The sequence below is a fragment of the Ectobacillus ponti genome (assembly GCF_024294785.1).
GTDB lineage: Bacteria > Bacillota > Bacilli > Bacillales > Bacillaceae_G > Ectobacillus > Ectobacillus ponti.
Genome location: NZ_JANCLT010000011.1, coordinates 52442 through 67333 on the forward strand (window position 1 = coordinate 52442; position 14892 = coordinate 67333).

At 51.1% G+C, this 14892-nt stretch carries 15 protein-coding genes; 9 read left to right on the forward strand and 6 right to left on the reverse strand.

The features are described 5' to 3' along the window. Positions 1 to 26: 26 nt before the first annotated feature. Positions 27 to 584, forward strand: a complete 558-nt coding sequence (locus NK662_RS17820; RefSeq protein ID WP_254760303.1) for a GNAT family N-acetyltransferase — start codon at positions 27 to 29, stop codon at positions 582 to 584. 24 nt (positions 585 to 608) lie between these two features. Here NK662_RS17820 and NK662_RS17825 read toward each other — a convergent pair whose 3' ends face one another. Then, entirely contained in the window at positions 609 to 1622 is a 1014-nt protein-coding gene (locus tag NK662_RS17825; protein ID WP_254760304.1) for a hypothetical protein, read from the reverse strand. A 171-nt stretch (positions 1623 to 1793) separates the two neighbouring features. Here NK662_RS17825 and speD point away from each other — a divergent pair, with 171 nt between their 5' ends. Together speD and NK662_RS17835 are read left to right on the forward strand one after the other, a co-directional pair. Next, positions 1794 to 2612: an adenosylmethionine decarboxylase gene (speD, locus tag NK662_RS17830; protein ID WP_254760305.1), complete on the forward strand. Its 819-nt coding sequence runs from the start codon at positions 1794 to 1796 to the stop codon at positions 2610 to 2612. A gap of 111 nt (positions 2613 to 2723) precedes the next feature. Further along, on the forward strand, positions 2724 to 3602 hold the full coding sequence (locus NK662_RS17835) for an alpha/beta fold hydrolase (protein WP_254760306.1): 879 nt from the start codon (positions 2724 to 2726) through the stop codon (positions 3600 to 3602). Positions 3603 to 3642: 40 nt separating this feature from the next. On the opposite strand, the gene pepT is transcribed toward NK662_RS17835, so the two are convergent. Further along, positions 3643 to 4875 carry a peptidase T gene (pepT, locus tag NK662_RS17840; protein WP_254760307.1) on the reverse strand — a complete coding sequence of 411 codons (1233 nt, stop codon included), beginning with the start codon at positions 4873 to 4875 and terminating at the stop codon, positions 3643 to 3645. Positions 4876 to 4979: 104 nt separating this feature from the next. On the opposite strand from pepT, the gene NK662_RS17845 reads away from it, so the two are divergent. Continuing rightward, positions 4980 to 5450 carry a GNAT family N-acetyltransferase gene (locus NK662_RS17845; RefSeq protein WP_254760308.1) on the forward strand — a complete coding sequence of 157 codons (471 nt, stop codon included), beginning with the start codon at positions 4980 to 4982 and terminating at the stop codon, positions 5448 to 5450. Positions 5451 to 5482: 32 nt separating this feature from the next. Here NK662_RS17845 and NK662_RS17850 read toward each other — a convergent pair whose 3' ends face one another. Then, complete coding sequence (locus NK662_RS17850) at positions 5483 to 6490, reverse strand: LLM class flavin-dependent oxidoreductase (RefSeq protein ID WP_254760309.1); 1008 nt, start codon at positions 6488 to 6490, stop codon at positions 5483 to 5485. Between the two features lie 169 nt (positions 6491 to 6659). Here NK662_RS17850 and NK662_RS17855 point away from each other — a divergent pair, with 169 nt between their 5' ends. After that, positions 6660 to 7331 carry a phosphatase PAP2 family protein gene (locus NK662_RS17855; protein ID WP_254760310.1) on the forward strand — a complete coding sequence of 224 codons (672 nt, stop codon included), beginning with the start codon at positions 6660 to 6662 and terminating at the stop codon, positions 7329 to 7331. A gap of 200 nt (positions 7332 to 7531) precedes the next feature. Beyond that, positions 7532 to 7978, forward strand: coding sequence for a DUF6376 family protein (locus NK662_RS17860; RefSeq protein ID WP_254760311.1), 447 nt, complete (start codon positions 7532 to 7534; stop codon positions 7976 to 7978). Between the two features lie 33 nt (positions 7979 to 8011). On the opposite strand, the gene NK662_RS17865 is transcribed toward NK662_RS17860, so the two are convergent. Further along, complete coding sequence (locus tag NK662_RS17865) at positions 8012 to 8788, reverse strand: formate/nitrite transporter family protein (RefSeq protein ID WP_254760312.1); 777 nt, start codon at positions 8786 to 8788, stop codon at positions 8012 to 8014. A gap of 127 nt (positions 8789 to 8915) precedes the next feature. On the opposite strand from NK662_RS17865, the gene NK662_RS17870 reads away from it, so the two are divergent. Beyond that, positions 8916 to 9557, forward strand: coding sequence for a peptidylprolyl isomerase (locus tag NK662_RS17870; RefSeq protein ID WP_254760313.1), 642 nt, complete (start codon positions 8916 to 8918; stop codon positions 9555 to 9557). 79 nt (positions 9558 to 9636) lie between these two features. Further along, a complete protein-coding gene (locus NK662_RS17875) occupies positions 9637 to 10614 on the forward strand; it encodes an aldo/keto reductase (RefSeq protein WP_254760382.1) in 978 nt (325 codons plus the stop codon). A 43-nt stretch (positions 10615 to 10657) separates the two neighbouring features. On the opposite strand, the gene NK662_RS17880 is transcribed toward NK662_RS17875, so the two are convergent. Then, positions 10658 to 11734, reverse strand: coding sequence for a phosphodiester glycosidase family protein (locus NK662_RS17880; RefSeq protein ID WP_254760314.1), 1077 nt, complete (start codon positions 11732 to 11734; stop codon positions 10658 to 10660). A gap of 365 nt (positions 11735 to 12099) precedes the next feature. Between NK662_RS17880 and NK662_RS17885 the strand changes: the two genes are divergently transcribed. Next, positions 12100 to 13344, forward strand: coding sequence for an aminopeptidase P family protein (locus NK662_RS17885; RefSeq protein WP_254760315.1), 1245 nt, complete (start codon positions 12100 to 12102; stop codon positions 13342 to 13344). Between the two features lie 18 nt (positions 13345 to 13362). Here NK662_RS17885 and NK662_RS17890 read toward each other — a convergent pair whose 3' ends face one another. After that, complete coding sequence (locus NK662_RS17890) at positions 13363 to 14874, reverse strand: HD domain-containing phosphohydrolase (RefSeq protein ID WP_254760316.1); 1512 nt, start codon at positions 14872 to 14874, stop codon at positions 13363 to 13365. Positions 14875 to 14892 lie beyond the last annotated feature (18 nt).

Sequence of the window (14892 nt, forward strand, 5' to 3'; positions counted from 1 at the left end):
CCATCAGAAAAAGCGGAGAGAAGCATATGGAATATATCGTAACAAATGAATGGAATGAAGCATTATGGCAGCAGGCAAAGCCGATTTATATGGAAGCCTTCGGAGCGCACGGCGCCAAGAGTGAACCCATCGTGCGCGGGCTGTTTGCAAAAGGAATCGGCAGCTTGCATGTTCTCAAGCACGAAGGACGGCCGATAGCCATGGCATTGGCCGGAAAACTGGAGCAGCAGCGGGTGCTGATCCTTGACTATTTGGCGGTGGACGGGAACCATCGCGGAAAAGGATATGGACAGGCCTTGGTCCATGATATGCGGGATTGGGCCTCCTCCCTCTGCGATAGAATCATCATCGAGGCAGAGGCGGAGCAGACAAAAGAAAATCTGCGGCGCATCCACTTCTGGGAGAAGTGCGGCTTCACGTTGACTGAATATGTACACACCTATATCTGGGTGCCTGAGCCGTATCAGGCGATGTATCTGGATGTGGCATCTGAGCTGCCAAGCCCGGGTGATGGCAGGTCTTTATTTCGGTCCATCACCCAATTTCATGGCATTGCATACCGCGGACAAGGAAGCAAAGCATAAGCAGGAGGATAGCCCTCCTGCTTTTTATTGTGTGGCAGCCCCGTCCCTCATTTCAAAACGGGCCAGCACGCGCTTCAGTCCCAGCCCTGTATGCAAATCAACAGCCTCCACCGTTACACAAACAGAGCCATCGAAGCCTTTTTGCTCGGGCAGCAGTGTCTTCTCGAACGGCAAAGAAACGGTTCCATTTTGCCCTGCAGAGGATACAGTAAGCGTGCCGCGGTGCGTCCAAGCTGTTACGGTTTGCTGCTTCCCTTCGTAGTAGTCAAAGGAAAATCGGTACAAAATGTCTGGACGCTGCATAATGTTTACCGTCAGCGCATGAGCTGAAAGCTTGGTCCATTTTGGTGTGGACAAAACCCGATCTTGATCCACATGCAGTCCGGACCCCTGCTCCAAATAGTGCTGCAGCTTTTGGTTCTCCAGTACATTCGGCAGATCTTCATTTTCAGGCGTTGTCATCTTGGCAAATACATCTTCATCATGCCCGTTCAGCTTCTGCGTGGCCCCGTACAGCATCATATAATCATCCGCAAAAATTTCCGGTGCAAACCATTTGTGATATCCATTCCAATATTTCCAGAACGCCAGGGAGTAAGCATCATCTGCTCCACGCAGCGTTTTCCATTCTGTCTGTATAGGCAGAACATGCTGCGGGAAATAATAAAACGCAAAGTGATGTCCATACTCGTGGGACAGGGTATTGCGCATCGCGGCCGTTGTCCGTTTTCGGTCGCCGTTGTACAGGGTAATGACACGGGTCGCCGGGTGATACTCCCCATTCATGCGTGCGTGCTCCTCTCCGTATACCTGCACCTCCCGCAAGGCAGCCAGTTCCTTGCCGTGCTTGTTCCGCAGCAGCTCTTGGTACAATGCACGCAGCTGTTTTTCATCCCATGCCCGGGAGTAGCTCAGGAAACGGATGCCTTCAGGAGACTGATATTGTGCCAAATAGCCGGCATCATATACAACTGGGTTTAAGCTCAGTATCAGGGGAAGCAGCAGAATCAACCAGAGTGAAGCCAGCCATTTCCTCATGCACAGTCCCCCCAGTTCTTTTCGCCCTTTATATTATAACATCTATATTATAGGATTTTAAAAGGGAGATAGAGGAAACGCCGGATACAGTTATTCTCATGTATAGGCATTTCGGCTTTACGAAAAAGTAAGAAGGCTGAGATGTATGAGAAAAAGGAGGGGAACCATCCAGTGAGCGTAACACACAATCAGCCTATTCAGCTCCACGGCTTCAATAACCTGACGAAGACGTTAAGCTTTAATATGTACGATATTTGTTATACGAAAACAGCGGAGGAACGGGATGCGTACATTGCTTATATTGATGAGCAATATAATGCGGACCGTCTCACTGCGATTTTGAGCACAGTGTCCGATATGATCGGTGCCCACATTCTCAATATTGCCAAGCAGGACTATGATCCGCAGGGGGCGAGCGTCACCATTCTTGTATCAGAGGGACCGGTGGAGCATGTGGTGAAGGAAGGGCAGTTGGATACAGAGGATGCGGAGGAGCCGCTGCCGCAGGTTGTCCTCGCCCATCTTGATAAAAGCCACATTACCGTCCACACGTATCCGGAGTATCATCCGGATGATGGCATCAGTACCTTCCGCGCTGACATCGATGTTTCCACCTGCGGTGAAATTTCCCCGCTGAAGGCGCTGAATTACCTCATTCAGTCCTTTGATACAGACATTATGACACTCGACTACCGGGTGCGCGGCTTCACACGGGATATTACCGGGCGCAAGCTGTTTATTGATCATGGTATTTCATCCATCCAAAACTACATTGCAGATGACATCAAAAGCATGTATGACATGATTGATGTGAATGTATACCAGGAGAATGTATTCCATACAAAGTGCAAGCTGCGGAAATTTGATTTGGATAACTATTTGTTTGGCAATACAAAGGAAATGCTTTCCCCGGAAGAGCGGGAAATCATTGCACAAAAGCTGCATATGGAAATGGATGAGATTTTTTACGGGAAAAACATGCAGCCATAATGCGAAAAACAGCTGACTTGGGCAGCTGTTTTTTTATTTGGAACAAAAAGGAAAGAAAAGCTTGTATTCAGCTGGTTTCCTCTTATGATGGATGTAGGGGAGAGGTGAAGCATGAAGATGCATACCATATATAAAAGAAAGCAAGGGAAAGAAAAGCTGCTGCAGCAGTATGAGGCTTACTTACAGAGACTGGGGACGGAGTTTGAAAGGGTTCATGTGCCGACGCGCTGGGGCAACACACATGTCTTGGTGTCAGGACCAAAAGAAGGGAAGCCAATCTGTATCCTGCAGGGCGGCAACTGCCTCAATCCCATGACACTTTCCTGGTTTCAGCCGTTGCTGCAGCAATACAGAGTCATTGCGCCGGACACCATCGGTCATCCGGGCTTGAGTGATGAGGTGCGGCTGTCAGCAAGTGATGACAGTCTGGCCCGTTGGGTGGAGGATATTCTAGATTATTTCCATATAGAACGATGCGCCTTTGTCGGTCCATCCTACGGGGCAGGCATAACCTTACGGCTCGCGGCCTTTGCGCCAGAGCGCATTTCCTGCGCCGTCCTTGTGGCGCCGGCTGGCCTCATCCTCGGATCAAAATGGAGGATGATCCGCAGCATTTTGTTGCCGTTATGGTTCTATCAGATGACTTCATCGGGCAAGCAGCTGCATCGTATCGCGGATGCCATGTCCACCGGCACCATGAAGCCGGAGGATGAAGAAATCATTGGCGATATCTTTCGGCATACAAAGCTGGAACAGGATATGCCGAAGCTGTCGGAGAAGCAGGAGCTGCAACCGTACAAAGCTCCGACCATGGTGGTGGGCGGGACAGCGGATATCTTTTTTCCGGGGGAGGGGGTAGTGGCGAAGGCAAAGGAGGTTTTGCCGAACTTGGTCTCGCATCACTTGTACGAGATGGGCCATTTCCCGGCTGAACAGCAGCTGAAGGAAATCAATGAGGAAATTCTGCTTTTCCTACAGCAATGGTATTAGAAATAGGCAGGCATGCTCTCAAGGAACATGCCTGCTTTCCTTATGCCTTTTCTTCAAACAAACGGGAAATCTCCACAATGACCTGCACGGATTTCAGCATGTGATTCACGGATGCATACTCATAGCGGCCATGGAAGTTCTCGCCGCCTGTGAAGATGTTTGGCGTCGGCAGCCCCATGTAGGAGAGCTGGGAACCGTCCGTGCCGCCGCGGATCGGCTTTACATCCGGCTGGATATCCAGGTTTTGCATTGCTTCATACGCAATGTCGACAATCTCTTTTACAGGTTCAATTTTATCGCGCATGTTGTAATACTGGTCTTGCAGCTGCAGCTGTACACGATTCGGCCCATACACCTCACGCAGCTGCGCCGCAACTGTCTCCATATACGCTTTACGGGATTCGAATTTCTCTTTGTCGAAGTCGCGGATAATGTACTGCAGCTTCGTTTCCTCGACATCGCCATGAACAGAAGTCAGGTGATAGAAGCCTTCGTAGCCTTCTGTAAGCTCCGGAGCTTCTTCAGCAGGAAGCTTTGACTGGAACTCCATCGCAATCTTCGCGGAGTTCACCATTTTGCCCTTGGCTGTGCCAGGATGGACGTTTGTCCCTTTGAACGTGACCTTTGCTCCGGCAGCGTTGAAGCTCTCATATTGCAGCTCGCCAAGCGGGCCGCCGTCAACCGTATAGGCATATTGCGCATCAAACGCAGCCACGTCAAACTTATGCGGCCCTCTGCCAATTTCCTCGTCCGGGGTGAAGGCAACACGGATGCGGCCGTGCTTGATCTCAGGGTGCTGGATCAAGTAGCTCATCGCGGTCATAATTTCTGCTATCCCTGCCTTGTTATCGGCGCCAAGCAGCGTTGTGCCGTCAGTCGTAATCAAGGTATGTCCCTGATACTTGGCCAACTCCGGAAAATCCTTTGGCGACAGGACGATGTTCGATTCTGGATTCAGTACGATATCCTGCCCATCATAATGCTCCACGATTTTCGGCTTGACGTTGGCGCCGGTGAAATCTGTCGCGGTATCCAAGTGTGCCAGGAAGCCAATGGTCGGCACCTGCTTGTCTGTGTTGGCGGGCAGTGTCGCCATGACATAGCCGTTTCCATCCACTGTTACGTCGGTCATTCCGATTTCCTTCAGCTCCTCGACGAGCATATGGGCGAGATTCCACTGTCCCGGTGTAGATGGGCAAGTCTCACTGTCGGCATCGGACTGTGTATCCACCTGGACATAGGAGGTAAAGCGTTTCATGATTTCCTCTTTCATCCAACTCAACTCCTTTTCATATGTACATTCTCTATTGTAGCACAGAAAAAAGGGTTGGGATGTGTTTCCAAGCTCAGTTATACTGAGAAAAGGAGGGATAGAGGATGGTTTGGAAGGCTCAACAGATTGACGAACAAGCAGCACAGCAAATTTCACAGTGGACATATGAACCTCCCTATGATTTGTACAGCGGAGACGGCAGCGCGGTGCTGCAGGAGGAAATGCTGGAAAATAAGTATCGGGTGGTTTATGAAGGAGAGCACATCATCGGATATTTCTGCACCGGGTGGGCGGCACAGGTTCCGGTTGGCGCAGCCTTAGGATTATATGAAGAAGACCGGCTGGATCTTGGCATCGGTATGCGCCCTGACTTGACCGGGCAGGGGAGGGGCCAAGCCTTCTTTTCATTTGTACTGGACCAGGTGCAGGACCGCTTTCCCGGGCAGCCGCTGCGTTTGACAGTTGCCGCCTTCAACGGGCGGGCCATCAGACTGTACGAAGCGTTTGGCTTCCGCCCGCAGCATGTCTTTTCGCGGGGGGACACAGTGTTTCACGTCATGATACAAGAGGCATAACGAAAGGCTGTCCGCAGACAGCCTCTTGTTGATTAACGGGACATGATCTCCGCGACAATTTCATAGGAACGGAGCCGCGCCTGATGGTCATAGATGCTGCCTGCCACCATGATTTCTTGTACGCCGGTTTCAGCCAGAAAGCGCTGCAGCTTGCTTTCCACCGTCTGCGGGCTTCCGACAATGGAGGTGCCAAGCTGCTTCTGCAGGAGAGACAGCTCATATTCGCTGGACACCTCGTGGATATTGTCCACCGGCGGCTGCAGTTTGCCCGGGCGGTTGCGTACGAGATTGAGGAACAGCTGCTGAAGGGATGTAGCCAAATGGGCTGCTTCGTCATCTGTATCTGCCGCAATCACATTCACACAAACCATGGCGTACGGCTCACTCAGCACCTCAGACGGGCGGAATTGCCGGTAGTAGAGCTGCAGCGCTGGAATGGTGCTTTCCGGCGAGAAATGGCTGGCAAAGGCAAACGGCAGACCAAGCTGTGCTGCGAGCTGCGCGCTGAAGCCGCTGGAGCCAAGCAGCCAAATCGGGATATTGAGACCTTCCCCTGGCGTTGCTCTTATCGGATTGCGTCCGTATAATTCCGGATTGAAGTAGCTGCGCAATTCAGCCAGCTGCTCCGGAAAATCATGTCCGTCGCTGCGGCCGCCGCGGCGAAGGGCGTGCGCTGTCAGCTGGTCTGTGCCCGGAGCCCGTCCCAGCCCGAGATCGATGCGTCCCGGGAACAGGGATTCCAAGGTGCCGAATTGCTCGGCAATCATAAGCGGCGCGTGATTCGGCAGCATAATGCCGCCGGAGCCGACACGGATAGCGGAAGTGCCTGCGGCAACATGTCCGATGACCACGGATGTAGCGGAACTGGCGATACCCGGCATATTATGGTGCTCCGCCAGCCAATAGCGGTGATAGCCCCATTTCTCCGCATGTTTTGCTAAATCTAATGTATGCTGCAGCGCCTGTGCTGCGGTGCTTCCTTCTGTAATCGGCGATAAATCCAGCACGGAAACTGGAATATCCTGCAGGTGTTTTGCCATATTTTCCTCTTCTTTCTGTAGCAAGAATACAAGCCAAGCGGCTTTTCTGTCTCCTTATTGTAGCAACAATGGCCATATGCGCAAAGCATTGTGCTTATGGCCCGCAATTGTATCTGAAAACCCGTCAGGTATATAATGAAATACAACCGCACAATCAGGAGGCGAACATATGTCGCAACAACAAAACCAAAAGTCAGGCTTATCCATCCTCTGGATGCAGTGTATCGGCTGCTTCATTATTTTTGCCGGCATTGCCTATCTCATGTATGAGGGTGCCACCTACACCTTGGACCACGCTGGGATGCAGCTCGCCTACACACTGCGGAGTCACGCCGTCACCGTTCTCGCTATAGGCATTACCCATATGGGGGCCGGTTTATTTGAAGGGATCGTCTGCACTGCTGCCGCACTGCTTTTCGTATGGAGAAAACAGTGGAGCGCTGCTGCGCTGTTGCTTGTGAATTTGGCAGGAGTCTGGCTGCTGAATGATGGGCTGAAGGAATGGTTTGCCCGGGTGCGCCCTGATGAGGCATTTCGGCTTGTGGCGGCAAACAGCTACAGCTTTCCAAGCGGCCATGCGATGGGAGCTGCATCCTTTTATGGAGCCCTGGCATTTCTTTTGGCCCGCAGATATGCTGCTTTCCGTATCGGCATTTGGACAGGCGGCATGGTGCTGGTTCTGCTGATCGGGCTGAGCCGCGTGTATTTGGGAGTGCATTACCCGAGTGATGTGATTGCCGGATTTGCAATGGGAGCTGCATGGCTGTCTCTCAATATGCTTGCGTATCAATCGCGTCATGCGTTGTATACATCTATACGGAAGCGGGATACCTCCGCTTAGCAAAGAGAATTGAATTTTAATTTACATTTTTTTACTTTCGTGGTATGCTGATGCTATTATAGATGAATCGCATATCTTCAAAGGGGAGTAGCCACTTCGCCAAGCTCGTTGGTAAAGGCTTCTCTTTGTCATAACACCTTTGCCGCCGGCAGAGGTGTTTTTCTGTGGAGAACGGTTTATCACAAAAAGGAGAGTTGTATATGAAGAAATGGCTGGCAGGCGCCACGCTTGGTTCCCTGCTGCTGATGGGGGGATGCTCCTTGTTGCAGGAGGCCAACAGCACCTTAACTTATGTAAATGAAGCTACAGGATATATCAACGATGCCGGCGCCCTTGCGCAGGAGGTGTCTGACTTGGTGCAGCAGGCTGTAACTGACAAAACGGCGGCGAAGGAACTGCAAACAAAGCTGCAGAAATTTCAGCAGGAGCTGAAGGACTTTAATCAGCTGAAGGCGCCGGATGTGGCAGCTGATCTGCATCAGCAGGTGGTCACACAGAATGAAAAACTCAACGCTGGCATTGAGCTCTATCTCAAAGGCTTCAAGGATGGGCTGCTTGACCCGGCTTTGGCCCAAAATCCGGAGCTGCTGCAGACCATCCAAGAGGTATCAAGTCTGATTGAGCAAATCAAAAAGCTGGGCCAATAGAAACAAGCACGAGGCTTCTCGTGCTTGTTCCAGTTACTCCATAAACGGCCGGTTTACATAATAGTACATCCAGGCCATCAGCAAGGTGCCGCCAACGAGATTACCGAGCGTGACCGGAATGAGGTTATGGATGATGCCGCCCACTGTTACAGATGTTGGATGCTGCAGCACAAGCGATACGGCAAAGGTGCACATGTTGGCGATGCTGTGCTCATATCCCGATATGAAGAAGCAGAATACGAACAGCACCATCGTAAACAGCTTTGGTCCGTCGCCCTGCAGTGCCATTGGAATAAAGAAGGCCATGCAGACAAGCCAGTTACAGAGAATGCCCCGGAAAAATAATTCAAAGGTGGAAACGTGAATTTTCTTCGCCGCCACCGTAAGCAAAAATCCGTTGACAGACGGATCTGAAAACAAGCCTGTCGCATAGATGAGAAAGGCAAAGGTGAGCGCCCCAAGGATGTTGCCGAGGTAGCCATAGCCCCACATCGTGGCGACGTCGCGCCAGCGCATTTTCTTGCGCAGCGCCGCAAATGTAAAATAAAAGGTGTTGCCGGTAAACAAATCGCCCCCGCCGTAAGCAATCAGGATAATAGCGCCACCGAAGGTCAAGGCTGCCATCGGATAGGCCAGGGGGGAGTGCACTACGTAAAAGAAATTGCCCGTTTTAAAGGCAACAATAACGCCAAAGCCGATGAACATGCTCGCCAGCATGGCACGTGATACATACATCAGCCGGCTGTGCCGGAATACCTTCAGCTTTTTTAACGCCAGCTGCTCCACTTCCAATAATGGTTTTGCTTCCATTTTATATCACCATCCGCTCTTATCGTGCCCATTTTTCAGGAGATGCATGAAAGGAAGCGCGGTGTACATGAGGGGAAGAAAATGGTAAGATACAAGCGAATCAGATATAGAAGAAGGAGACAATAAGATGAAGCGTATGTTTTTATCCAGGGCATCCGTCTTGTTTGCGGCTGTGTGGCTGCTGGCAGGCTGCGGATCCGGTACAGGAGCAAAGAAGGAAGCAGCGCCTGTAAAGGCGATTCATGTGGAGAAGAATCCTGTGGTGACCATAGAAATGGAGAACGGCAAACAGATTCAGGCTGAGTTGTATCCTGACATTGCCCCCAACACTGTGCTGAATTTCATTTCATTGATACAGAAAGGGTTCTACAATGGGCTGACCTTTCACCGCGTCATCCCCGGTTTTATGATTCAAGGAGGAGATCCGAAGGGCGATGGGACTGGCGGCCCGGGACATACGATTTTCGGCGAGTTTGCCGAGAATGGCTTTCCGAACAAGCTGAAGCATGAAGCCGGCGTTCTGTCCATGGCCCGCTCAAACGATCCCAATTCAGCTGGATCACAATTTTTTATTATGGTTGATAAGGCCACACACTTGGACGGCAAGTATGCGGCTTTTGGAAAGGTGACTTCCGGCATGGATGTTGTGCAGGACATTGTCAGCGTGAAGCGCAACAGTCTGGATAAGCCGGAAGTGGAGCAGAAAATGAAGCAGGTGACGGTGGAGACCTTCGGGGAGAAGTACGATCCGCCTGTGACACAGAAGTGACAGAGAGTGCTTCAGCGTTGCCCGCCGGGCGGGACACGCCTATAATAGGAAGGAAGCTGTAAAAAAAGAGGTGGAAATGATGAAGCAAACACCATTACAAAAGCGGGGCATTGCGGCCGACCGGATCGTCCTTGGCTGCATGGGCCTTGGCGGCACGTGGGACAACAGCCCGGAGACAAACGAGCAGGTGCTCGAAGCGGAGCGTGCTATTGATGCAGCGCTGGAAAGCGGCATCAGGATGTTTGACCATGCAGATATTTACAAAATGGGCAAGGCGGAAATCGTATTTGGCCAAGCCCTGAAGAACCGTCCCTACATACGCGAGCAGCTCGTAATCCAAAGCAAATGCGGCATCCGCTTTGCGGAGGGAGAAATGCCGGGCCGCTATGATTTCTCAAAGGAGCACATCCTGTCCTCCGTGGACGGCATTCTGTCCCGTCTGGGCATGGAATATCTGGACATTTTGCTGCTGCATCGTCCAGACCCGCTCATGGAGCCGGAAGAGGTGGCGGAGGCATTCGCCAAGCTGAAGGAATCTGGAAAAGTCCGGCATTTCGGGGTATCAAACATGAACGCTTCCCAAATCAAGCTGCTGCAGCATTATTTGCCTGATCCGCTTGTTGTCAATCAGCTGCAAATGAATCTGCATCATATCGGCTGGCTGGAGGAGGGCGTGCTGGTGAATCAGCAGGCGGGTACTTCCTTCAGCTTTCCGGAATCGCTGCTGGCGCACTGCCAGCTGGAGAACATCCAAATTCAGGCGTGGGCGCCGTTGGCTGGGGGATTGTACAGCGGCCGCGAACTTTCGGGTCAGCCAGAATCCGTGCTGCAAACAAAGAAACTGGTGCATCGCATGGCTGCAGAGAAAGAAACATCGGCGGAAGCCATTGTCCTTGGCTGGCTGATGCGCCATCCTGCCATGATTCAGCCTGTGATCGGCACGACAAAACCGGAGCGCATCCGCAGCAGTGTTGACGCAATCCGCATTGCGGAGCAGATGACGCGGGAAGAGTGGTATTCCTTGTACGTAGCTTCGCGCGGAAGAAAAATGCCATAATAAAAAAGAGTCGCGAGACTCTTTTTTATTATGGCCGAAAGGTTCAGGAACCGATTATATTAGAAATTTCTCTTGAAGAGGCAGGCTGTCCGTCAATGGTTATCTCAACCTTTTGACCGGAGCGCGCTGTGACAACCCAACAGTTCGGCAGGTGGCGCGCTTGATGCGACAGCGTGGAAGGGATGTTCAACAGCTGGTCCATCGCATAGATGCTTGCCGAGGACCCGCCGTCCATCGCCATGGCATTGTACGCGCCCATATCATATAGAATATCCTGGCAATCCTTTAAGGAAGCACCGATGCTGTGCTTCTGCCGTCCGTCAATGACCAGGAATATCATGGTGCCATCCTTCTTTTGCGCCATGATGGTCCGCGGGCCATAGCCCCAGCCGCCATTTCCCTTGGTGATCATTTTTTCGCCTTTGACAATGAGCTGCGGAATGAAGCCGGCAGCCGAAACGACGCCCTGCTGCAGCAGCTGATTTGGCGAGTAGTTGCCGGTGATCATATCACCGTCCGCTGTCAGGCCGGAAATGAGAGAAGGCGTGTCCCGTCCTTCCTCGGCATTCATCACTTGTCCGTTTGCAATGACGGTTCCAATCGGGGTCTTTCCGCTTCCGTGTCCGGTTTCATCGTCAAAGCCGCTTGCGTTTACCGCCGCAAGAGCATGGTTCCGCTTGGCCATGACATCAATCTGTTCGCCGCTTTCCGCTCCTTGGGCGCCCTGCTGCATCACAAGCTTGACGTTCAGCGGGTTGCTTACGGTCATAAGCTTTCCTTCGAAATAGTGGTCGCTGTACGTTCTGCTGATCGTAGTAATGGTGATGGCCAACGGTTCCCGTCTTTTCAGCTCCCGTTGCGAGAGAGTCAGATTCACCGCTTTGCCGCTATCCACCCATTTGGGGTTTGTGATATTCTCCAGAATATCCTTCAGTTCCTTTTCTGATAAAAGTGTATATTTCGCCCATTGCCGATGCTGTGATGTTAAAATGCTTTCTGCTGCAATGACACGCAGTTGGTGGCCGTACGATGTGCCGAATAAAATGGCAGATGCAAGTGCACTGCCAAGGAGAAAAAGGATGACAAATATTTTCGTTATGCGTTTGACCCATCTTCTCATTCTGTATGTTCCCTTCTCATGGAATACAATCCCTTTTAATATTTTACTATATAGATATAAAATAAAAATATGCTGTGGCATACGAAGCTGGTGAAGGTTATTGGATTTAATGGAAAAATAAGGAATAGCCACCTGGATCGAGAGACGTCATTCATAAGGAAGCGGCGCGTGAAAACTCGAAATTATGTAACATATTATCATATCCATTTCATATTGTCCTGAAAAAATCTGAAAAAAGACAATAAATTGAGGATGAAAAAGACATGAACAGCAGATTGCCAGAGGAGAATGGTTTGTGAAAACAGATGGGCTTCGATATAATGACAGAGCAAGACATACATATGTAGCAGGAAAGAGGGGGAAGTATGGAGAAAAAATTTTTTAGTGGAAACCGGGAAGCTTTATATGAAAAACTGGAGAAAAACTCGCTGCTGCTGCTGTTTGCAGGCCAAGCACCGCAGAAGTCTGCGGATGAAGCCTATCGATTTGTGCCGAACCGGAATTTTTACTATTTGACCGGCATTGACGAGCCGAATGTGGTGTTCTTGGCCCATCATACGGGGCAACGGGTGGAAGAGTATTTGTTTATTGGAGAATCTGACCCGGTCATGGAAAAATGGGTTGGTAAAACGATTGCAAAAGAGGAAGCAATTGACGTGTCCGGCATCAATCAAATCCAGTATGTGGACGGCTTCGATTCCTTTCTGTCCCGGCTGCTGCTGAGTGCGCCCGTTTCTCATCTGTACTTGGATTTGGAAAGACGGGAATGGGATACAACGGCTACGAAAGCACAGCAGTTTGCCGCAAGAATGCAGACGAACTATCCGTTCCTGCAGGTTCAAAATGCTTACCCGATCATTTGCGAATTGCGCGTTTATAAAAAACCTGAGGAAATTGCGGAAATCCAAAAGGCCATTGCCATCACACAGCAAGGCATTTTGCATCTGATGAGCCATGCCAAAGCCGGGATGAGGGAGTATGAACTGGAGGCATATTTCGACTTTACGCTGAAGTCGAATGGAGTACGGGATTATGCATTCAATACGATTGTCGCGAGCGGCAAAAATGGCACGATTCTACATTACGACAAAAACAACGCGGTGGCCGAGGACGGCAGCCTGGTCCTGCTGGACTTGGGTGCGCAGGTCGGCTACTACAGCGCTGATATCAGCTACACCTTCCCTGTGAACGGAACTTTCACGGAAGCACAAGAAACATATTACAATATCGTACTGAAGGCGCTGCGCGAAACAACAGCCCTGGTTCAGCCGGGTTTGCCGTTTGCCACGCTGAACGAGCATGCGAAGAAGGTGCTGGCTGAGGAATGCCTGAAAACGGGGCTGATTCAAGAAGAGAGTGAAATCAGCAAGTATTACTATCATGGCGTCAGCCATTTCCTTGGTCTGGATACACATGACGTCGGCAATTACAAGGATCTGATTTTACAGCCGGGCATGGTCATTACAATCGAACCGGGCTTGTACATTGAAGAAGAAACGATCGGGATCCGGATCGAGGATGATGTGCTCGTAACAGAGGATGGGCACGAGGTTTTATCAAAAGATATGATCCGTTCCGTAGAGGACATCGAAGCTTTCATGAAGCGGTAAATGCAAGAATAGACCTCCTTAGTGCGCTAGTGAGGTCTGTTCTTGTTCAGCTGTTTCCATCGTCATAAGACGAATCCATATATCCACGTACGCAGGGTCCCATTGCGTTCCTTTTCCTTCGTACAGAATAGATAATGCCCGCTGTACCGGCATACCCTTTCGGTACGGACGATCTGATGTCATCGCATCATAGGCGTCCGCAACCGCCATAATCCGCCCGAACAGAGGAATTTCCAAGCCCTGCAGTCCGTCCGGATACCCTTTTCCATCAAACCGCTCATGATGATGGCGTACACCTGGCAGCACGGGCTGCAGGCCTTCCGGGAGGTCCACCATTTCGAGGATGCGTGTGCCGATGGATGGATGCTGCTTAATTTGGGCAAATTCCTCGTCTGTCAATTTCCCTTCCTTCAGCAACACATCATCCCGGACACCGATTTTCCCTATATCATGCAGCAGGGCCGACTTTCTGAGCAAGTCAACCTGCTCCGGGGGCAGGCCCGCTTCCTCGGCAATCCGGACACTATAGTCAGCCACCCTTATGGAGTGCCCGGCCGTGTAAGGGTCGCGGGCATCCAACGTGGCCGCGAAGACGGTAAAAAAGCTTTCGATGAGCCTTTCATTTTCTTCATCACGCGCTTGAATCCCTGTCATCATATGATTAAAGCCGGTCACAAGATGTGCGAACTCGTCCGAGTATACGTTCCCAAGCGGGATGAACAGACCGTTTTGCACCTGTACCATACTCGTCTCCAATGCCTCAATGGGACGGCTGATATGCTGATACAGCAATCGGCTGCCAAAGGAGGCCAACAGGACAACCATCAGCAAAATCAGCAGTGACCATTCCCAATAGTTTGTACCGGAAGGCCCTTGGTTGAGATGAATTTCAAAAGCAAGGCTGAACAATAAGATTGGGAATACGGCAATAAAGGTGGAGCTGAGCAGCAGCTTCTTCTTCATGCTGACAAGATGGCGCTGATTGGGCTCAAGCCGTACGTTGTACAGCTGCTCCGCCCGCTCCAATACACTTTGAATTAAGGGCTCGACGGAAGCATACGTCAGGAAGAATTCGATGAGCCCATGGACAGCAGCCACCAGCACCGCCCCGGCTGCGGCCAAGGCAATGTAGTAATAGGGAATGTGCAACAGCTCTTGTTCAATAGCCAGCGCGGCCAACGAGGCCGCCGGAACGGATAACCCCAATAAATGCGGCCCCAGGATCCGCCTTATTGTGGCAAGAGGGAAGCGCAGCGCGGCTGTGTAAGCATCCTGCAGCACAGAAAGCGCCGGTTTCTCCATGAGAAAGGCAGCCTGAATCGGCCGGATGTGCTCCCGGTATACAAACCACTCGCTTGTGAACATGCAGATGCAGGATAGGAGCATAATCAGCAGCAGGATGTATACCTCCCGTCCCGACACATACAGCGTATGAAACACCAGAACCCCGCCGACGCCGAACACCGCGATGAGCGAGCCGGCTATATAGTTCTTCAGGATTTGTTTTTGAAAGTCTGACCAGATTCTCAAGCTATCCTCTCCCTGACA